Raw genomic sequence first — 19,561 nt, forward strand, 5'->3', positions numbered from 1 at the left:
GATCACGACTACACCCGCCCTGCACGCTCGGTGCCGTCTGGAGTGGCGGTTTCGGGCACAGAGCGAACGCGACTCAGATCAAGGGGAGTTCAGGTGATTGACGTGCGGCCCAGCCAGCAGATGCGAGACCTCGGCGTCGTCCAACACGGTGCCGGCATCCTCGCCGAACCGGCCCGCGCCTTCGATCTGCCCGCCGAACGCGACGAGGCAGAGCGCATCACAGACGAGCTCTTCGCCGCCATGGAACGGATCAGCCAGGTCCACCCCTTCGCCAAGGGCATGGGCATCGCGGCCCCGCAGATCGGCATCGGGCGCGAGGTGGCGGTCGTCCAGCCGCCCGGTGATGCGTCCGCCATCGTCCTACTCAACCCGAGGATCACAGACCGCTCCGACGAGACGGACGAGCAGTACGAGGGCTGCCTGAGCTTCTTCGACGTTCGCGGTCTCGTCCCCCGCCCCTTGAAGACCACCGTCGAGACCGCGGCCCTGACTGGCGACATGATCCCGTGGAGGAGCCGGGACCCTCGGGGCTGCGACGGTCGCCTCGGACGTTAGCGGGACGTTAGCCGGACGGCGATAGATCATCAGCGGCGGACGACAGTCTTGTTTCCGAAGCCGAAACGCTACTTGGAGAGAACGGGAAGACCATGTCGCACACCACCCTCCGCCTCGCCCGCAAGGCCGCCGCCGCCACGGTGATCACTGTCGCCGCATTCGGGCTCACCGCCTGCCAGGGCGGAGGCACCGACGCCTCCTCATCCACCGCTTCCACTCAGGCCACCCAGTCCCCCTCCCCCGAGGCCAAGACCGCCCGGAACTCGGCCGACGACGCGCCAAAGGGCACCCCCGCGAAGTCCGGGACGAAGTGCACCGACCAGATCAACTACGCGGGCGACACCCGGTCCAACGCCGAGATCAACTCCATCGGCGAGAACACCGGGCACTGCCCGACGCCGGAGAAGAGCGACAAGCCGAAGGGCACCCCCCAAAAGCCCGGGACGAAGTGCACCGACCAGATCAACTACGCGGGCGACACCCGGTCCAACGCCGAGATCAACACCATCGGCGAGAACACCGGATATTGCCCGCCGGTCCAGTGATTCGGATGGCCTAAGGGTAAGGGCCGTCCCGTAAGCGGGGTTCGTTCAGGCGAAGCCCAGCGGTACGTGCTTCTCGATGCAGAGCCGCAGGACGGTCGCCAGCTTGCGACCGTCCTCGATGTGTTGGTGAAGCATGGCGTCGCCATCCTGTGCCCACTGATCGGTGATGGTCTCCAGGCGGGGCAAAATCGCCGCGCAGTCGGCGGGCGAGAGGTCGTCACCGCCGTCGTCCGGATGATCGAGGAGTGGCTCCAGCGCAGTGGACACCTCGCTCCACGGCCGTTCGCCGCCGAAGCCCCACATCTCGGAGAGAGTGAAACCCTCGGCCTGAGCCAGGCACCGCCGGAACGCAGCAAAGCCGCTGTAGGACCAGGAGACATCAGGGCTGCTCGTGTCTCCATCGCCCGGGAAAAGAACCAGCCCCATGCGCCCTCCCTGCCCTGCGTGCTGAGCTCGGCATCGCCCGCCTGCACCACCTCACCCTCGCCGGTGACGGAAACAGGCTGGTCAAGCAGCATGTCTTAAGATCATTTACGGGACAGCCCTTTAGGCCACGCTGGATTCGCCTTCGGGGCCGACCACTACCGCACTATCCCGGGCTGCGCGGCGGTAGCCGCTGTGTGATCAGGTTGAACAAGTCCGTCAGCGGCTCGCCGACCTCCTGACCGAACTCAGTCAGCCCGTAGGTGACTTGGGGCGGCGTCGTCGGCTCGACCTCCCGCCAGACCAGGCCGTCCTTGACCAGCGCGCGCAGGGTCTGAGCGAGCATCTTCTCGCTGATGCCCTGGATGCTGTCGCGCAGCTCGTAGAACCGAAAGTCGTTGCTCCGCAAGGAGATCAGCACCCAGATGCCCCACCTGCTGGTCACGTGGTCGACCACGTCCCGCGCGGGGCAGTCGGTGTGAAACACCTCATACCGATGGCCCGCCTCGACCTGCGTCAGCTGCGCGCCTTCCTTCATGTCCGGAGCTTACCTCTGAGTATGTTCTTACGAAAAGTAAGCCCTCCTCCTAACGTCAACTGCTGTAGTGCACAACGGACTAGGAGCTGAACATGATCGTGGTAACCGGGGCTACCGGCAACGTGGGCCGGCCTTTGACGCGGGCCCTGACCGAGGCGGGCGAGCAGGTGACAGCGGTGTCGCGGCACGCGGCGGCGGTGCCGGACGGCGTCCGGCACGTGGCGGCCGACTTGGCCGAGCCGGCGGGCCTCACGCCCGCGTTGGACGGGGCGAAGGCGTTGTTCCTCCTGCTGTCCGGCGACCTGCACGCCCCAGGAGCCAGGCCGGCCGACATCATCGGCCTGGCCCAGGCCAGTGGGGTCCGCCGGATCGTCCTGCTGTCTTCGCAGGGCGTGGCGACCAGGCCGCTCGGCCCGTCGCGGGTCGCGATGCGCGCGCTGGAGGACGCGTTGCGGGAGTCCGGCCTGGACTGGGCCGTCCTGCGGCCGGGCGGCTTTGCCTCCAACGCCTTGGCCTGGGCGGAGTCCGTCCGCACGCAAGGGGCGGTCGCGGCACCCTTCGGCGACGTCGGGGTGCCGGTCGTCGACCCTGCGGACATCGCCGAGGTCGCGGCGGCCTGCCTGCTGGACGACCGGCACACCGGCGGGGTGTACGAGCTGACCGGGCCAGCGGTGATCACGCCGCGTCAGCAGGCAGAGGCCATCGCCGCCGCACTCGGCTCGCCGGTGCGGTTCCACGAACTCACCCGCGACGAGGCCAAGGCCGCGATGACCCAGTTCGTGCCGGCGGAACTCGCCGACGACACCCTGGACATCATCGCCGCCCCGAACCCGGCCGAACTGCGGATCAGCCCGGACGTGGAACGAGTCCTCGGCCGTGCCCCGCGCCCCTTCAACGGCTGGGTCGCCCGCAACATCGCCGCTTTCCGCTGAGGCACAACTCAACTGAAGCGCCCGGGCAGCCTCGTGCGGCTGCGGTCGCACGAGGTGCCGGGCGGCGCAGGCCCTCAGGCCAGGCTCTACAGTGCCGCGGGGCCAGCCACGCAGTGCCTTACACCGTCGACCGAACCGAGACCACGTCTGAAGCTCGCACGGCTGCGCCTGCCAACCACTTCGGTCCACCGGTATGAGGCATCGTGGCCGAGCCGTTCCTGCTGAACGCAGCCGTGACCGCGATCCATCACCTGCGGTGGGCTCACGAACCGCATCCGGACTCGACTGACTGTGCCCTGAGCTGACCTGAGTCGTTGATGCCTTGCCGGCGACTGCCGAGGCATCAACGACTCAGGTCACTAGGAGACCAAGAAGATTACGGTCGCACACAGAGTTTGGATCAACCAGTGAGGGCCGCTACCCCGGCTCTGGGGTAGCGGCCCTCACTATCGCTTCTGACGCCAAGTCAGAGAATTGGCCGGGCGGTGCACACTCGGTGCACAAGGGGGTGGGAAGCCAGAACAGCGAGAACTACTGAGGAGAGTTTTCGCAGGTCACAGCCTGTTTCCAGGGCCTCTGTCCAGTCGCCGGACCCCGCCCTCTAGATGTCGAAGTACAGCACGAGAAGTGATCTGACCTGCACAGATAGCGTCTGAAGGCTGGATGGGTGCACGTCCGGTGCACATCGTGGGCGCGGCGGAGTGCCGGGTGCGCGTCCGATGCGGTGTTTCGACCGATATCCCGGTGCTGACACTGGGCAGTGGCTGAGGAACAGGTCGACGATTACACCCGCAAAATGGAGTTCCACTGCAAGCCAGAGGTGTTGGCTGGGCTGAAACAATGCGAGATCAAGCCGACCAATGAGCCAGGTCGCTATGCGGTGCCGGCGGACAAGATCGATGAGCTCAACAAGTACGTGGAGAAGACGAACGTTCAGCCGCTCGACTCAGGCGGCGGCCGTAGGAGGAGACGATGAATCCGTCATCGCCGCGCGGACGCCTCCGCGATGCCCTGCTGTGTGTCGGCGGAAGGAGTGACGTAAACGAGGTCGACCTCGGTGCGGCAGTCACCATCGCGCTGCACGAACTGGCTTCGGAGGCGCTGGGCGATCGCTCGCGCGTCGAACTGGTCACCGTTGGTGCTGAGCACCACCCCTGGGGACGAAGCCTCGGTCTTCGGCTTGCGGACTATGACGTAGAGCTGCCGGACGTGCTCTTGTACGCAGACCAGAGCGGCCTTCCGCCCCAGGTGCAGGAGAGTTGCCCGACCCTGAGCCAGGAGGAGTGGGAGGCCGTACTGCTGGTCTCCAAGCTCATCTTCATGGGTCTTCAGTCGGAGCCCGAGCCTGTGCGCGGCGATGCCGGCCAACAGCCGCAGGTCACCCCGAGACCGCCCCGGTCTGTAGCGAGAGAGCGGTTCTGCCAGGCGCTGGCTGCCATCTCGGAACGCGCTGACCTGCACCAGGACGAACTCACTGCGCAGTTGCGGACCGCGCTCCTGAACTTCGCGTCGGAGACACCCGACAACAAGGACGCCGCTCAGCGCATCGCGGTGCTGCACACCGGGGAGCCCCAGCAAGGGCCGCGCTTGTGCCTCAGCCGCTCGGGGGTGGCCTTCGCGAAGGTAGTGCTGAGCGCTGGTGGCTGTCCTGTCCCCAGCTGTGTTCTGGAGGAATTCCCGGACTTGACCCAGGACGAGTGGGACGCCGTCATCCACGTCACAGCACTGACGCTCATGGCGTTCGAGGCCGAGCCGGCTCGCGACGTGGGATAGCGTCCGTGTCGCGTGATGGTCCAGAGCACTGCGGCGTGCGGCTTGCGGAAGATTGCCCGGGAACGCCCCGGGGGCAGAGGGGCCGCGACAGACGACGAGCGGTTGCTTCCACCCGGGGTGGAAGCAACCGCTCTGAGCCTCTTTTACGTTTGCTGCCGAGTTCGAGCTTTACTTTCTAGATGCCGAAGTAGAGGTGGGAAACGCTTCTGACCTGCGCAGACGGGCTTCGGTTGGGCAGGTGGGTGCACATCCGGTGCACATGCCGGTGGTGACACCGGGCAAGCGGTGGGCCGAGTACGGCAACGGCGGGCTGAGCGCACGAGGCTTGCAACTCCTGCTGGCCGACTACCAGATAAGGTCCGCCAACCACCGCTTCGGAGACGTTGGTCAGCGCAAGGGCTTCTCGCGCAGTCAGTTCACTGACGCTTGGGTGCGCTACTGCCCGCCTCCCGCGCGCACTGCCCCGTAACCCTGCCTCACTCGTCCCACCCGTCCCCGCGCAGGTCAGCGCGGGGACGACTCTCTGCGTGGGACGAGTCCACCCGTCCCGGGTATCAGACCGACCGTGCGCCGATACGAGTCGACCCGTATCACCGGGTGCGACCCTCCGCGCCCTGACCAGGCGTGCAACGGGTGGGACGAGTGCAAGGCCGCCCGGCCCGGAACCGACCTGACCGCTACGCCCATACCTGCGCAGCAAGCTGTAGCTTCCGAAACTCCTCCGCAGCCCTTGGCCGCGGAGGAGTTTCGGAAGCGCATGCCCCGCCAGGGAGGGCTGGGGAAGCCCGGCACCAGGGGGCGCCGCACGTGGGATGCAGCGACCGGGGCGGATCGCAGCGGGGGGAGAGAACAGGCACTTCTCAGGCGGTCCGGAGCCGTTCCAGGAACTCGGGTACGCCGTCCACCTGCTGGTAGGGCCTGAAAGCGGGGGCTAGTTCGCGGACCAGGGTGACGCAGCGGTCGGCGCCGATGCGGGTGGCGAGGTCGAGTGACTCGGTGCTTACGGCGAGGGCTTGTTCGACCTCGCGGGCCTGGAGGAGGCTTCGGGCCTCGTAGGTGCGGAAGACCCCGCGCGTCTTGTCCCGGGCCCGTGGCAGCAGGGTCAGGCCCTCGTCGATGCGGGCGCGGGCCTCGTCGGTGCGGCCGAGGTCGAGGAGACACTGGCCGGAGTCCACGGCCAGATCCGCTGTGCTCATCCATCGGCACCAGCCGGGGGCGGGGTCGGCCGCGTCGGTCAGCAGGGCGGTCTCAGCGGCGGCGAGGTCACGGTGGCAGTCGGCAGTGGCCCCCAGGGCGGCTTGGGCTCGGGCCCTGCGCAGGTACAGCAGCGAGCGGGCGGTGGGGTGGGACGTGTGGACCAGGGCCTGGCTCAAGGGTTCCACGGCGGATCCGGGATGACCGAGCCAGATCGACTGGTAGGCGAAGTCGGACAGGACACCGGCCCCGAGATCCCGGTCGCGGGCAGTGTGTGCGTTGGTGAGAGCGGCGTTCCACAGCTTGCCGGCCGCGTAGTGCTGACCCTGGTCGAAGCGGTACCAGCCGCAGGTGCTGGAGAGGGAGGCAGCCAGGTGGTGCAGGCGGCGGCCGGTGGCCTCGGTGTACCGGGCTCCTTCGAGAAGGTCGGTCACAGTCGTGAGGTGGGCGTCCATCAGCTTGATGGTGTGCTGGCGTTGCTCGGTCGGCAGGGCCGTCAGTTTGGTGCTGGTGTCCTCCAGCCAGTCCACCAGTTCGTCATCGACGCGGCGCCCGCCGAGCACGGTTGTCAGGCGGTCGGGTTCCAGCGCGGCCCGCTGGGAGGCCAGCCCGGCCAGGGCAAGTGCGCTGTAGGTCAGGAAGGTACGGCGTTCGCGGTTCATCGCGGCTCTCTGTGCATCTCGAAGTGCTTGGACGGTGTACGCCGCCCCGAGCGGGGCCGGGTCGTCCCGGCCCGGGAGCCAGTGGGGTCAGGGGTACCGCTCCAGGTCGGAGATCGGCACGTCGAAGGCATCCGCGATCAGGAGCTGGGATTCGATGTTCGGCGTTTTGCGGCCGTTCTCCCACCTACTGACGGCCGCCTTGTCGGTGCCGGAGCGGAGCCCCTCGGGCCGCATCGCGGCAGCGCGGTGCAGGCGCGCGACGAGGTCGCTCTGGGACCAGCCGCGTAAGAGGCGGGCGTAGGCGAGGGGATGCCTGATCGGGTCGTCCACGGGAGCAATCCCATCATCGACGGTGACGGCCAGGCTACCGCGCGTACAGGCGGGACAACCCCGGGACTACAGCCAACGCCTAGGGCCAGAGCTGGAGTTGGCGCTGTACTCGTCATCCCCGACACGTTCCCCCGTGAAGTGGAAGGAGAACGCGCATGAAACGACGTGCTGCGATCATCGGCCTTGGCCACCAGGCCGCCGAGGATCACCTGCCCGGCCTGCTCGGCTCCAGCCGGGCCGAACTCGTCGCGGTGTGCGACAACAACCCGGACATCTTGCACCAGCGAGCGGACACCCTCGGAGTGCCCGGGTTCACCCAGGCCGGTGACCTACTGGACGAGACCGTCCCGGACTTCGTGATCGTCGCCGTCCCGCACCACGCCGGGCGCGCGGTGACCGAGGAGTGCGCCGCCAGGGGCGTCCACGTCCTCAAGGAGAAGCCGTTCGCCACCTCTGTCGAGGAGGCCCGCGAGCTGGCCGGGATCTGCCACAAGGGCCGTGTGGAACTGATGGTGACGCTCCAGCGCCGGTTCAACCCGATCTACAGCAGCGTGGCCGGGATGCTGGACCAGATCGGCACCCCGTTTCTCGTCGGTGGACACTGCTCGTTCCACACGCCCGACCCCGGCGCCGGCTGGCGCGGGGACCTCAAGCAGGCCGGTGGCGGCTGCATCCTCGACATGGGCTACCACCTGATCGACCTGCTCCTGTGGTACTTCGGCCTGCCCAGCAGGGTCATCGCGGAGTTCTCCACCACGGCCCTGCCCGAAGGCGGCTATGACGCGGAGGACACCGCCGTCGTCCAGCTCGGCTACGACTCCGGCTTGTACGGATCGCTGGTCCTGTCGCGGTGGATGGCGCCGAAGACGGAGTTCATGCGGGTCGGCCGTCTCCCTCCCCGGCCGGTCCGGGATCGTCGCTGACCTGGAAGACGCCCTCCAGGACTACTTCGACGTGCGGCACGCGATCACCACCAGCTCCGGCACCGCCGCCCTGCACGCCGCCTACTGGGCCGCCCGCATCCGGCCCGGCAACGAGGTGATCGTCCCCGCCTGGACCTTCCAAGCCACCGCCTCACCCCTGTTCCAGCTCGGCGCGGTCCCGGTCCTCTGCGAGACGTGCCCGGACGGCAATATCGACCCCGGCCGGGTGGCCGAGCTGATCACCCCTCGCACCCGCGCGATCATGGTTACGCACCTGTGGGGCAAGCCCGCAGAGATGACCGACCTCACCACGCTGGCCAGGGACCGCGACCTGGACCTGCTGGAGGACGGCTCACACGCTCACGGGGCCAGTCACAGTGGCCAGAAGGTCGGCACGTTCGGCCTGGCCGGTGCCTTCTCCCTCAACGGTCCCAAGCCCCTGTCCGGGGGTGAGGGCGGCTTTGTCCTCACCGATGACGACGACACCTACTACCGCGTTCTCACGTTCGCGCACTACACCAAGCGGGCCAGGAACGAGATCCCGGAAGGCCATCCGCTCGCGCGGTACGCGGTCACCGGGGCCGGACTCAAGCTCCGCATCCACCCCCTGGCCGCCGCCCTCGCCCACGACCAGCTCTCCCGCCTGGATGCCTACCTCGCCGGCCGCGAGGAGGTCGCCGCCTACCTGATCCGAGAGCTCGGGCAGATACCCGGGCTGGAGGTGAGCCCGGTGCCCGAGGGGGTGAAGTCGTCCTGGTACGCGTTGACGGCCACCTACCGGCCCGACCAGCTCGGCGGCCTGCCCGTCGACCGCTTCCACGCGGCCCTCGTCGCGGAGAGCGCGACCGAGTTCGACCGGCCCGGCTCCACCCGCCCCCTGAACCAACTCCCGCTCTACCAGCACCCGTCACATCTCTTCCCTGGCTACCCGAACACCCGCAGCCGATACCGGGAGGGTGACTTCCCCGTCGCTGAGAAGGCGCACGCGTACACGATCAAGCTGCCGGTCTGGCACCGTGAACAGGATCTGAAACTGGCCGAGCAGTACGTCAGCGCGGCCAGGAAGGCCAGCGAACACCACGAGGAGCTCCTGTGACCGTGACCTCCGACCTCGCCCGAACCCTGGCAGAGGAGGCCGAAGCCGAAGGCATCACCACCTTCGTGGCTGCGGCCGTCGTCACCGACGCCAACCTCATCCTCCTGGTCCGCCGCAAGCCGGACGACTTCATGGGCGGCCTGTGGGAGATCCCCTCGGGTCATGTGGACGCCGGGGAGAGCATCCTGGACGCGGCCCGCCGCGAGACGCTGGAGGAGACCGGTCTGACCGTCGCCTCCGTGGACCGCTACCTCGGGCACTTCGACTACGAGAACAGCCGCGGCACCACCACCCGCCAGTTCAACTTCGCCGTCACCGTCTCCGAGACCGGGCCGGTCGTCCTGACCGAACACGACCTGTACCAGTGGGCCGCCCCCGGCGACCTGCCGGGCGTCACCGACGGCGTACGGGAGGTTCTGGCCTGCGCGTAGGACCACCGATGGGTGTCGCCCGAACCAGGGCCAGGCGGTGGGTAGTCCGGCGATATCGCGTCGGCATCGGCGACTTCTTCCGTGAGCTCTGCGGCGGCACCCACGTCGCCCACAGCTGGCCACAGAAGGCCGGCCAAGCCAGCGAGGGCCGCTATCCCGGATATGGGGTAGCGGCCCTCGTGTCACTTCTGACATCAAGTCAGAGAGCTGGCCGGGCGGTGCACACGCGGTGCACAAGAGGGCGGAAAACGGCTGTGACCTACGAGAACTCACGAGAAGAGTTTCCGCAGGTCACAGCTGGTTTTCCAGGCTTACGCCCAGGTCGCCGGGCGCCAGCTTTTAGATGTCGAAGTACAGCTCGAACTCGTGCGGGTGCGGGCGCAGCTGGATCGGGGCGATCTCGTTGGTGCGCTTGTAGTCGATCCAGGTCTCGATCAGGTCGGAGGTGAAGACACCGCCCTGCTGGAGGTACTCGTTGTCGGCCTCGAGGGCGTCGAGGACGGCCGGGAGGGAGGTCGGGACCTGGGGGACGCCCGCGTGCTCCTCGGGGGCGAGCTCGTAGAGGTCCTTGTCGATCGGCTCGGCCGGCTCGATCTTGTTCTTCACGCCGTCCAGGCCCGCGAGGAGGAGGGCGGAGAAGGCGAGGTACGGGTTCGAGGACGGGTCCGGGGCGCGGAACTCGACGCGCTTGGCCTTGGGGTTCGAGCCCGTGATCGGGATACGCATGGCCGCGGAGCGGTTGCGCTGCGAGTAGACCAGGTTGACCGGGGCCTCGAAGCCGGGTACCAGGCGGTGGTAGGAGTTCACCGTCGGGTTGGTGAAGGCCAGCAGCGACGGGGCGTGCTTGAGGATGCCGCCGATGTAGTAGCGGGCGGTGTCCGAGAGGCCCGCGTAGCCCTGCTCGTCGTAGAAGAGGGGGCTGCCGCCCTGCCACAGCGACTGGTGGACGTGCATGCCGGAGCCGTTGTCACCGAAGATCGGCTTGGGCATGAAGGTCGCGGTCTTGCCGTTGCGCCAGGCGACGTTCTTCACGATGTACTTGAAGAGCATCAGGTCGTCGGCGGCGGCGAGCAGCGTGTTGAACTTGTAGTTGATCTCCGCCTGGCCGGCCGTGCCGACCTCGTGGTGCTGGCGCTCGACCTGGAGGCCGGCCGCGTCCAGCTCCAGGGAGATCTCGGCGCGCAGGTCGGCGAAGTGGTCGACCGGCGGGGCCGGGAAGTAGCCGCCCTTGTAGCGGACCTTGTAGCCGCGGTTGTTCTCCTCCGACCCGGTGTTCCAGGCGCCGGCCTCGGAGTCGATGTGGTAGAAGGACTGGTTCGCACCGGTCTCGAAGCGCACGCTGTCGAAGACGTAGAACTCGGCCTCGGGGCCGAAGAACGCGGTGTCCGCGATGCCGGTGGAGGCGAGGTAGGCCTCGGCCTTCTTGGCGATGTTGCGCGGGTCACGGCTGTACTGCTCGCCGGTGATCGGGTCGTGGATGAAGAAGTTGATGTTGACGGTCTTGTCGCGGCGGAACGGGTCCACACGAGCCGTCGACAGGTCCGCGCGCAGCGCCATGTCGGACTCGTGGATGGCCTGGAAGCCGCGGATCGAGGAGCCGTCGAAAGCGAGCTCCTCGGTCGGGTCGAACGCCTTCGCCGGGATCGTGAAGTGCTGCATCACGCCGGGCAGGTCACAGAACCTGACGTCGACGAACTTCACGTCCTCGTCCGCGATGAACTTCTTGGCCTCGTCAGCGTTCTGGAACATCCAACTCCTCCTAGCCCGGTCACCGGTCGGCGGACGCGGGATTGCTACTCGGAACGCGACCATGTGCGGTGGCGCGTTGCCCGACCATAGGCAGGCGGGATTTCCCAAGCATGACCCATTTGTTTCGCCGAGGTTAACCGGCGCGCGGCCGCCTTTATCTCCCAGTGTGAACCACCAAAGACCATTTTGACCCGGGTGGCGACCGCCCGCTCCGACGTCGCGCCGAGTCGTTCCGCCCCCTTTCCGACCACCCCCGGGCACGGCCGGGAATGGGGGCCGGCGCCGTCCCGCACCGGACCTCGGCGCAGCGAATGTATGCGGTCGCAGTACCGTGGTCGGGTGGACAACAGGCAAGCAATCGGATCGTGGATCTCCGGGCCCCGCGCGGCAGCCGAGGACATGGGTATCGAGTTCGGGTACCGCGGGCAGCAGCTCGGGCTGCCGGAGACGGGGCCGGGCTCGATCGCACGCCCCGGGCGGCGCTTCGCCGCGCTCTTCCTCGACTGGGCGCTGTGCATGCTCATTGCCTTCGGGCTGCTCAGCGGCGGTAAGGCACAGTCGGCGAGCAACTGGGCGCTGGTGGTTTTCGCGGTGCTCAGCGTGCTGACGGTGGGCACGGTCGGTTTCACGCCGGGCAAGCGGCTGCTGGGCCTGCGGGTGGTCGCCGAGGGCGGTGGCCGGATTTCGCTGCCGCGGGTCGCGCTCCGCACGGTGCTGCTTGTCGTGGTCATTCCGGCCGTGGTGTGGGACCGGGACGGGCGGGGGCTGCACGATCGCCTCTCGCGCGCCGTACAGGTCCGCATCTGAGGCCATACCCGAGCATGCGGCCTCGTGCCTAGGCCGCTCACGAAACGCCCCCTCGTGGGCCGCATACGAAACGCCCCGGAGCCATCGGCACCGGGGCGTCGTCGTCATTCGGTCAGGTGTCGGGTCCGCCGGCCGGTGCAGGCGCGGCCGGCCCGCACACTCAGCGGGTCTTGCCGCCGCCCTTGGGCATCCGCATGCCCTTGGGCATGGGGCCCTTCGGGACCGGCATGTTGCTCATCAGGTCGCCCAGCGCCTTGAGCCGGTCGTTGACGGCCGTCACCTGCGTGCCGGGCAGCACCCGCGGCAGCTTCAGCAGCGTCGTACGGAGCTTCTTCAGCGGCACCTGGCCCTCGCCGTCGCCCACGATGATGTCGTGGACGGGGGCGTCGGCGACGGTGCGCGCCATCCGCTTCTTCTCGGCGGCCAGCAGGCCGCGGAGACGGTTCGGGTTGCCCTCGCCGACCAGCACGATGCCGGCCTTGCCGACGGCGCGGTGGACCACGTCCTGGCTGCGGTTCATGGCCACCGCGGGGGTGACCGTCCAGCCGCGGCCGACGTTGTCCAGCACGGCGGCCGCCGCTCCGGGCTGGCCTTCCATCTGCCCGAAGGCAGCTCGCTCGGCGCGCCGTCCGAAGACGATCGCCATCGCGAGGAAGGCCAGGACGAAGCCCAGGATTCCCGCGTAGATGGGGTGGCCGATCACGAAGCCGATGGCAAGGAGAACGCCGAATACGACGATGCCTACACCAGCGACGACTAGACCGACCTTGGAGTCGACCCGACGGGTCATCTTGTAGGTCTGGGCGATCTGCTTCAGCCGCCCGGAGTTCTCAGCGCCGGCAGCGCCGTCTGAGTTTGCCTTCCTCGCCATACGGCGAAGTTTACGTGGCGTGCGGGCGATGGGTCGCCGCGGCCTCCAGTACGTACTCGGCCTCGTGGCGGTCCTTGGCGCGGCGGCGGTCCTCCAGGACCGATGTCCAGGCGTTACGGCGGGCGGTGCGCTGCCCGCCGCGCATCAGAACGGCCTCGACGGCACGCAGTGCACCGGTGACCGACGGGATGGGGAGGGCGGGATTGGCGCGGAGCGGCGCGGCCTGCATGGTGGGTGACTCCCTCTGATCTGTTCGGAGAAGCAGGGGTAGGTGCGGGAGCGGTGCGTGCATCCATCGTCACTGATAGGTGTTACCAACGGATGACCTGCCGGTCAAACACCGATGAAACGTTGACGCGGCCCCCACGCCCCCCGTCAGGGGGAGTGCGGGCCGCGTCCTCAGCATGTGCCACGTTTCACAAGATGGCGCGCCGGGGAAATCAAACCGCCTGACTGGACGCCTCGACCTCGCGCCGCTCGACGGCCTGCTGGTAAAGGCGGCCGGCGCGGTAGGAGGAGCGGACCAGCGGACCGGACATGACACCGGCGTAGCCGATCTCCTCGGCTTCTTCCTTCAGCTCCACGAACTCGTCGGGCTTGACCCACCGCTCGATGGGGTGGTGGCGCACGGAGGGGCGCAGGTACTGCGTGATCGTGATGAGCTCGCAGCCCGCGTCGTGCAGGTCCTGGAGCGCCTGACTGATCTCCTCGCGCTCCTCGCCCATGCCCAGGATGAGGTTGGACTTGGTGACCAGACCGGCCTCGCGGGACTGGGAGATGACCTCCAGCGAGCGCTCGTAGCGGAAGCCGGGGCGGATGCGCTTGAAGATCCGCGGGACGGTCTCGACGTTGTGGGCCAGCACCTCGGGGCGGGAGGAGAAGACCTCGGCGAGCTGCTCGGGGACCGCGTTGAAGTCGGGGATCAGCAGCTCGACGCCGGTGTCGGGCATCGAGGCGTGGATCTGCCGGACGGTCTCGGCGTAGAGCCAGGCGCCGCCGTCCTCCAGGTCGTCGCGTGCGACACCGGTGATCGTGGCGTACTTCAAGCCCATGGTCTGCACGGACTCGGCGACCCGGCGCGGCTCGTCGCGGTCCAGCTCCTGCGGCTTGCCGGTGTCGATCTGGCAGAAGTCGCAGCGGCGGGTGCACTGGTCACCGCCGATGAGGAAGGTCGCCTCGCGGTCCTCCCAGCATTCGAAGATGTTGGGACAGCCCGCCTCCTGGCAGACCGTGTGCAGACCCTCGCTCTTGACCAGGCCCTGGAGGTGGTTGTACTCGGGACCCATTTTCGCCCGGGTCTTGATCCACTCGGGCTTGCGCTCGATGGGGGTCTGGCTGTTCCGGACCTCCAGGCGCAACATCTTGCGTCCGTCGGGTGCGACTGCGGACACGACCGGCTCCCTACGACTTCGTTTCTTCGGCGTACACCAGGGTACGCCCGTTGATTCGCACGTCTTTACGTGCGGGGCAACCCCGTATGGCGGGGTTGCATTCCCGGCGGTCTCCGGGAGGACCGGGCCGGCGGCCGGCCGGCCCGGGATGCCGGGGCCGGCCGACCGTCCGGTCAGACCGCGCGGGGGAGCAGTTCGGCGCCCTCCAGGACGTCCCGCAGATGTTTCTCGGCGACGGGCAGCACCTCGGCGATGGTGATCTCGCGGCCCAGCTCGCCCGCCAGCGAGGCGACGCCGGCGTCCCGGATGCCGCACGGCACGATCTTGTCGAACGAGGTGTTGTCCGGGTTCACGTTCAGCGCGAAGCCGTGCATCGTGACGCCCTTGGCGACGCGGATGCCGATCGCGGCGAGCTTGCGGTCCTCGCGGCGCTGGCCGGCGTTGGACGGCGCGTACTCGGGGCCGTTCAGACGGGGGTCGAACAGCTCGTCCGTCGTCCGCGGGTCGAAGTCGAGGTTCAGCCCTCCCAGGGCCGCCCGCTGCTCGGCTGTGCTGACGGTGTCTCCCAGGATCCACACACCGCTGCGGCCCTCGACCCGGGTGCCCTCCACGCCGAACTCGGCGCAGACCCGGATCAGGGCTTCTTCGAGACGGCGGACATGGGCCACGACGTCAACCGGGCGCGGCAGCTTCTGGATGGGGTAGCCCACCAGCTGGCCGGGCCCGTGCCAGGTGATCTTCCCGCCGCGGTCCACGTCGACGACCGGGGTCCCGTCCAGCGGGCGCTCGTCCTCGGACGTACGTCGGCCCGCGGTGTAGACGGCCTGGTGCTCCAGCAGCAGGCAGGTGTCGGGCAGCTCGTCGGCGAACCGGGCGGCGTGCACCCGGCGCTGCTCCTGCCATGCCGATTCGTAGTCCACGGCGTCGGCGCCGAATCCAAGATGCACAAAGCGCAGCCCCTCGGGTGCGGGGGTCTCCCCCCGAGAGATCGCAGTCACGGCAGCTCCTCTTCGAACCTCTGTTGCACTTTGCTGCAACGTTGATGCCACTTCGCGCCCATGCCACTGTACGGCCGCCTCGCCCGGGCCCCGCAGGCGGCCGGTGTCCCGGCCTCCCGTCCCTGCTCACACGATCGGATGAACGCGAGGGACAGGCGGCGAATGGAGGGCCGAAGGCCGTTACATTCACGCCGTTCCACAAGGGCGATGAGCATGCCGGACAGGGTCCGCCGAACCCGGCAGCGGCCCGGAAGGCAGGAGACCGGTAAAGCTGATGACGGAACGACCCCCGCACCACACGCCCAACCGCCAGCTCGCCGCGCTCATCGCCGAGGCGGGATTCTCCAATGCCGGCCTGGCCAGACGAGTTGATCAGCTCGGCATCGAGCACGGCCTCGACCTCCGATACGACAAGACATCGGTGACCCGCTGGCTGCGCGGCCAGCAGCCCAGGGGCACCACCCCCGCCCTGATCGCGGAGGTGTTCACCCGCCGGCTGGGACGCCGGCTGTCCGCCCAGGACCTCGGCCTGGACGCCTGTGCGCCGGTGTACGCCGGGCTGGAGTTCGCCGCGAGCCCCAGCGAGGCGGTGGACATCGTCAGCGGGCTGTGGCGCAAGGACTCCGGCAGCCACGCCGAACTGCGCAAGATCGCCTTCACCCCGGCCGGACTCGTCGTGCCCAGCCGGGACTGGCTGATCGGGCGCGCGGACGAACGTGTCGCCCGCGGCGAGACCCACGACGACGGGGCCGGCCGGGTGCCCGCACAGGGCCGGGTCACGGTGCCCCGGCAGCGCCGCAACGACCGGGTCGACCGCACCCAGGGCTCCCGGGTCACCTCCGGCGACATCGCGGCGCTGCGCTCGGTCGGCGAGCTGTTCCGGGCGCTGGACCATGCCTACGGGGGCGGCCATGCCCGCCAGGCCCTGGTGCGCTATCTGGAGCACGAGGCCGAGCCGATGCTGCGCGGCAGCTACGGGGAGGCCACCGGCCGCCGGCTGTTCGCGGCCGCCGCCGATCTGACCCGGCTGGCGGGCTGGACCTCGTACGACATCGCGGCCCACGGCCTGGCCCAGCGGTACTTCGTCCAGGCCCTGCGGCTGGCCCAGGCCGCCGGGGACCGGGCGTACGGGTCCTACGTCCTGGTGACGATGAGCCGGCAGGCCGTCTACCTGGGGCACGGCAGGGAGGCCGTGCAGCTGGCGCGGGTCGCCCAGCAGGGCATCGGCAGCAGCGCGCCGCCCGCCGTGCAGGCGTTGCTGCACTCCGCGGAGGCGCGCGGCCACGGCGTCCTGGGCGAGGTCCGGGCCTGCACGGCGGCGCTGGCCCGCGCCGAACGGGCGCTGGAGAGCGTCCGCCCCGGCGACGACACCCCGTACTGGGCACGCTTCTTCGACGAGGCGCAGCTCGCCGACGAACTGGCGCACTGCCACCGCGATCTCCAGCAGTACCGCGCGGCCTCCCAGCACGCCGAACGCTCCCTCCAGCTGCGCGCGGCCGGGTTCGCCCGCAGCCGGCTCTTCTGCCGGGTGGTGCTGGCGACCGCACGGCTGGGCCTGGGCGAGCTGGAGCAGGCCTGCACACTGGGCGCCGAGGCGGCGCTCCAGGCCTCCGAGATGCGCTCCGTACGGGCCCATGAGTACGTCAGGGAGTTCGAGCGCCGCCTGGAGCCGTACCGGGACGCGGCGGCGGTGCGGGGGTACCGGGAACGGGTGGCGGCGCTGGGGTGAGGCCGGGCCGGGCCGCCGGGCTCAGGCCGCCGTGGGCAGGGTGTCCGGTTCCGTCGTGAAGGCCGGCAGCCCGAAGTCCTGGAGGAGCGCGCGGGCGGCGCGGCGGCCCGAGTTCAGCGCGCCCTGGAGGGTGCTGGTGTCGCGGTGATCCCCGCACACATAGAGACCGGACAGCACCCGCACCGTCCGCTCCGGATCGTGCGGGGCCGGCATCGCGGGTACCGCGTACGGGTCGTGATGGGCGGTCAGCAGCTGCCAGTCGTCGGTGTGCGCACCGTAGATCCGGTCGAGCTGCGGACGGACGGTCTTGTCGAGCACGGACAGCGGCAGCATCGCCGCGGTGCCGAGCACGGTCGTGGTGAACAGGGACCGGCCCGGCGGCGTACGGGACGGGTCGATGGCACCGGCGGCGTAGGTGCAGGCGACGGGGCCGTCCGCCGGCAGGATCAGGGTCGTGTCGCGCGACGGTGCGCCGCGGCCCGCGGAGGCCGTCGCCGCGGTGTGGTGCAGGACGGCGACCGGGTGGAAGGCGGGCACCCGCAGGCCCGGCAGCAGCTCGGCCGCATCGCGCGCCCCGGTGGCCACCAGCACCGCCCGACAGGGGATCTGGCCGTGCTCCGCGGTGCTGACGCCGGTGGTGGAGACAGCGGTGACCTGCACGGACGTCCGGACCGTGCCGGGCGGGAGGGAGGCGGCGAGCAGCTCGGGCACGGCCGCGGAGCCGCCGGCCGGGAGCCACAACCGCCCCTGGGCGTAGGCGCGGAGGGCCGCCGTCGCGCCCCGGCTGGAGCCGCGCAGCTGCGGATCGCACAGCAGCGCGGCCAGCAGGGGCCGCAGGAACGCGTCATGGCCGCGCGGCGGGAAGGCGGGGCGGCTCGCCAGGGCGTCGCGGATCGGCCGGTCGGCGGGCGGGGCGTGGGTGGCGGCGGACGGGGGAGCGGCGGGTTCGGCGCGACGGTCCGTACGGCGGTCGATACGGCGGACCGTGCGGCGGTCCGCGGGCTGGTCGGTCCGCCGGTCGGTGAGGCGGACGGTCTGACGGTCCGTGCGACGGTCGGTGCGCGAGAGGGCTCGTGCGGCGGCGAGCGCGCCCTTCGTGCTCCGGGGCGCGCTGACGCGCTGTGTCCGTTGGCCGTTGTGGACGCTCAGACCGGGGGCGAACGGACGGAGCGTCAGGTCGCCGAGACCCGGGGTGCGGTGCAGTTCGGCGGCGGAAACGGCCAGCGGCCGGCCGCAGCGGTCCAGCCGGAAGCCGTCGAGACGGTCGGTGACGGACCGGCCGCCGATCCGTGGGGCGGCCTCCAGGACGGTGACCGACACTCCGGCGCCGGTCAGATGGCGCGCGGCGGCGAGCCCGGCCGGACCGGCCCCCACGATGACGACGTCCACGGCCGATGCGGTGCGCAGCACATGACCCTCCCGAGGTCGGTCCCAACGGCGGCGCACCCGAGTCGTGCCGGTGCCGCCGTGAGGGCTACCGAGAGGGTGTGCGGGGAAGACGGTGAGAAGACGGCGGACCGTTCGACAGGGGGCGTCCAGGGGGCGCATCCAAACGCCCCTTGGCCAAAGCTTCCCGTGTGGCCCCGCGGCTATGCCGTCCGGAGCGCGGTGTGACGCGGACGACTCCGCGGCCCGGACGACCCAGCGGCCCGGCCGGCTACGCGGCCCGGACCGCCTCGATGATGCGGGGACGGTGGAACGTGAACCCGGAGTCCAGCAGCCGCCGCGGAACGACCCGCTGGCTGCCCAGCACATCACCGGCGAACTCGCCCAGGGCGATCCGCAGGACCGGCGCCGGAACGGTGAACAGTGTCGGGCGGTTGAGGACCCGGCCCATCACGGCGGTGACCTCGCGGTTGGTGACCGGTTCGGGAGCCGTGAGGTTGACCGGCCCGGTCAGGGCCTCGGTGTCGATGAGGTGGCGGAGCGCCCTGATGTGGTCCTCCAGGGAGATGAAGCTCCAGTACTGGCTGCCGTCGCCGAGCCGGCCGCCCAGGCCGAGCCGGAAGAGGGGGAAGAGCCGGCCCCAGGCGCCGCCCGAGCGCGCCACCACCAGGCCGGTGCGGGCGAAGACGGTACGGATGCCCGCGTCCCGGGCCGGCTGCGCGGCGTCCTCCCAGGCCACACAGAGCTCCGGCAGGAACCCGCGGCCGGCCGGCGCGTTCTCGTCCGTGCGCCGGTCGCCGGTGTCGCCGTAGTAGCCGATCGCGCTGCCGCACACGAAGACTTTCGGCGGGGCGTCCATGGCGGCGAGGGTCGAGGCGAGCGTCCGGGTGCCCAGGACCCGGCTGTCGTAGAGCTCCTGCTTGTAGGCGGCCGTCCAGCGGTGGTCGCCGACCCCGGCGCCGGCCAGATGGACGACCGCCTCGCAGCCGGCCAGCCCGGCCGTGTCGACCTCCTGGCGCTTGGGGTCCCAGCGCACCTCGTCGGCGGCCGTGGGCTCGCGCCGGACGAGCCGGACGACGTCGTGGCCGTCCGCGCGCAGGGACCGTACGAGCGCTGTGCCGATGAGTCCGGTCGAGCCGGTGATCGCGATCCGCATGGGGCCATACTGCCCGCAGTGACGGGCCGACGGAGGCATCCGGGCCCCGCGAGCCCGCCGTGATCCGTACGA

Annotated in this window: 22 protein-coding genes; 11 read left to right on the forward strand and 11 right to left on the reverse strand. The window is 69.8% G+C overall.

The genetic code is table 11. The features are described 5' to 3' along the window. Positions 1-93 precede the first annotated feature (93 nt). Together IF67_RS0129380 and IF67_RS0129385 are read left to right on the forward strand one after the other, a co-directional pair. Positions 94-555 (forward strand): peptide deformylase, encoded by a 462-nt coding sequence (locus IF67_RS0129380; protein ID WP_078889699.1) that lies wholly within the window; start codon positions 94-96, stop codon positions 553-555. Positions 556-647: 92 nt separating this feature from the next. Further along, the gene (locus IF67_RS0129385; protein WP_030990758.1) at positions 648-1,100 is read left to right on the forward strand and encodes a hypothetical protein; all 453 of its coding nucleotides are present in this window, start codon (positions 648-650) and stop codon (positions 1,098-1,100) included. 45 nt (positions 1,101-1,145) lie between these two features. Here the strand turns inward: IF67_RS0129385 and IF67_RS0129390 are convergent, their stop codons facing one another. Then, a complete protein-coding gene (locus tag IF67_RS0129390) occupies positions 1,146-1,526 on the reverse strand; it encodes a hypothetical protein (RefSeq protein ID WP_030990760.1) in 381 nt (126 codons plus the stop codon). 163 nt (positions 1,527-1,689) lie between these two features. Next, positions 1,690-2,061 carry a winged helix-turn-helix transcriptional regulator gene (locus IF67_RS0129395; RefSeq protein WP_030990762.1) on the reverse strand — a complete coding sequence of 124 codons (372 nt, stop codon included), beginning with the start codon at positions 2,059-2,061 and terminating at the stop codon, positions 1,690-1,692. Between the two features lie 92 nt (positions 2,062-2,153). On the opposite strand from IF67_RS0129395, the gene IF67_RS0129400 reads away from it, so the two are divergent. The 4 genes from IF67_RS0129400 (at position 2,154) to IF67_RS42135 (ending at position 5,235) form a co-directional block, all read left to right on the forward strand. Then, positions 2,154-2,993, forward strand: a complete 840-nt coding sequence (locus IF67_RS0129400) for an SDR family oxidoreductase (protein WP_030990764.1) — start codon at positions 2,154-2,156, stop codon at positions 2,991-2,993. Between the two features lie 760 nt (positions 2,994-3,753). Then, positions 3,754-3,969, forward strand: a complete 216-nt coding sequence (locus IF67_RS43935; protein WP_158713179.1) for a hypothetical protein — start codon at positions 3,754-3,756, stop codon at positions 3,967-3,969. Next, entirely contained in the window at positions 3,966-4,766 is an 801-nt protein-coding gene (locus tag IF67_RS0129405) for a hypothetical protein (RefSeq protein WP_030990766.1), read from the forward strand. Before IF67_RS43935 ends, IF67_RS0129405 begins: the two co-directional genes overlap by 4 nt. 259 nt (positions 4,767-5,025) lie before the next feature. Further along, positions 5,026-5,235, forward strand: coding sequence for a DUF3631 domain-containing protein (locus IF67_RS42135; protein ID WP_078889707.1), 210 nt, complete (start codon positions 5,026-5,028; stop codon positions 5,233-5,235). 391 nt (positions 5,236-5,626) lie between these two features. Here IF67_RS42135 and IF67_RS39595 read toward each other — a convergent pair whose 3' ends face one another. Together IF67_RS39595 and IF67_RS45275 are read right to left on the reverse strand one after the other, a co-directional pair. After that, entirely contained in the window at positions 5,627-6,622 is a 996-nt protein-coding gene (locus IF67_RS39595; protein ID WP_234341407.1) for an XRE family transcriptional regulator, read from the reverse strand. Positions 6,623-6,709: 87 nt separating this feature from the next. Further along, on the reverse strand, positions 6,710-6,952 hold the full coding sequence (locus IF67_RS45275) for a helix-turn-helix transcriptional regulator (protein WP_234341409.1): 243 nt from the start codon (positions 6,950-6,952) through the stop codon (positions 6,710-6,712). 155 nt (positions 6,953-7,107) lie between these two features. Between IF67_RS45275 and IF67_RS0129415 the strand changes: the two genes are divergently transcribed. Genes IF67_RS0129415 through IF67_RS0129425 form a run of 3 tightly spaced genes read left to right on the forward strand, consistent with a single transcriptional unit; the run spans position 7,108 to position 9,402 of the window. Next, on the forward strand, positions 7,108-7,875 hold the full coding sequence (locus tag IF67_RS0129415) for a Gfo/Idh/MocA family protein (RefSeq protein WP_051818705.1): 768 nt from the start codon (positions 7,108-7,110) through the stop codon (positions 7,873-7,875). Between the two features lie 31 nt (positions 7,876-7,906). Beyond that, positions 7,907-8,971 carry a DegT/DnrJ/EryC1/StrS family aminotransferase gene (locus IF67_RS0129420; RefSeq protein ID WP_199812799.1) on the forward strand — a complete coding sequence of 355 codons (1,065 nt, stop codon included), beginning with the start codon at positions 7,907-7,909 and terminating at the stop codon, positions 8,969-8,971. Next, positions 8,968-9,402: an NUDIX hydrolase gene (locus tag IF67_RS0129425; RefSeq protein ID WP_030990772.1), complete on the forward strand. Its 435-nt coding sequence runs from the start codon at positions 8,968-8,970 to the stop codon at positions 9,400-9,402. Before IF67_RS0129420 ends, IF67_RS0129425 begins: the two co-directional genes overlap by 4 nt. A 339-nt stretch (positions 9,403-9,741) precedes the next feature. On the opposite strand, the gene glnA is transcribed toward IF67_RS0129425, so the two are convergent. After that, the gene (gene glnA, locus IF67_RS0129430) at positions 9,742-11,151 is read right to left on the reverse strand and encodes a type I glutamate--ammonia ligase (protein ID WP_030083669.1); all 1,410 of its coding nucleotides are present in this window, start codon (positions 11,149-11,151) and stop codon (positions 9,742-9,744) included. A gap of 339 nt (positions 11,152-11,490) precedes the next feature. Here glnA and IF67_RS0129435 point away from each other — a divergent pair, with 339 nt between their 5' ends. Then, on the forward strand, positions 11,491-11,958 hold the full coding sequence (locus tag IF67_RS0129435) for an RDD family protein (protein ID WP_234341411.1): 468 nt from the start codon (positions 11,491-11,493) through the stop codon (positions 11,956-11,958). Positions 11,959-12,118: 160 nt separating this feature from the next. Here the strand turns inward: IF67_RS0129435 and IF67_RS0129440 are convergent, their stop codons facing one another. From IF67_RS0129440 to lipB, 4 genes are all read right to left on the reverse strand, one after another. Next, positions 12,119-12,829 carry a DUF4191 domain-containing protein gene (locus IF67_RS0129440; RefSeq protein WP_030990776.1) on the reverse strand — a complete coding sequence of 237 codons (711 nt, stop codon included), beginning with the start codon at positions 12,827-12,829 and terminating at the stop codon, positions 12,119-12,121. A gap of 10 nt (positions 12,830-12,839) precedes the next feature. Then, complete coding sequence (locus IF67_RS0129445; RefSeq protein WP_030990778.1) at positions 12,840-13,058, reverse strand: hypothetical protein; 219 nt, start codon at positions 13,056-13,058, stop codon at positions 12,840-12,842. A gap of 211 nt (positions 13,059-13,269) precedes the next feature. Then, positions 13,270-14,220, reverse strand: a complete 951-nt coding sequence (gene lipA, locus IF67_RS0129450; RefSeq protein WP_030990781.1) for a lipoyl synthase — start codon at positions 14,218-14,220, stop codon at positions 13,270-13,272. 173 nt (positions 14,221-14,393) lie between these two features. Beyond that, positions 14,394-15,218, reverse strand: coding sequence for a lipoyl(octanoyl) transferase LipB (gene lipB / locus IF67_RS0129455; protein WP_051818707.1), 825 nt, complete (start codon positions 15,216-15,218; stop codon positions 14,394-14,396). Between the two features lie 274 nt (positions 15,219-15,492). Here lipB and IF67_RS0129460 point away from each other — a divergent pair, with 274 nt between their 5' ends. Then, positions 15,493-16,947 carry a hypothetical protein gene (locus IF67_RS0129460; RefSeq protein WP_030990785.1) on the forward strand — a complete coding sequence of 485 codons (1,455 nt, stop codon included), beginning with the start codon at positions 15,493-15,495 and terminating at the stop codon, positions 16,945-16,947. 21 nt (positions 16,948-16,968) lie between these two features. On the opposite strand, the gene IF67_RS0129465 is transcribed toward IF67_RS0129460, so the two are convergent. Beyond that, a complete protein-coding gene (locus IF67_RS0129465) occupies positions 16,969-18,357 on the reverse strand; it encodes an FAD-dependent oxidoreductase (protein ID WP_030990786.1) in 1,389 nt (462 codons plus the stop codon). Between the two features lie 247 nt (positions 18,358-18,604). After that, on the reverse strand, positions 18,605-19,489 hold the full coding sequence (locus tag IF67_RS0129470; protein ID WP_030990789.1) for a TIGR01777 family oxidoreductase: 885 nt from the start codon (positions 19,487-19,489) through the stop codon (positions 18,605-18,607). Positions 19,490-19,561: the final 72 nt, after the last annotated feature.

The sequence above is a fragment of the Streptomyces sp. NRRL S-1813 genome (assembly GCF_000719605.1).
Taxonomy (GTDB): domain Bacteria; phylum Actinomycetota; class Actinomycetes; order Streptomycetales; family Streptomycetaceae; genus Streptomyces; species Streptomyces decoyicus.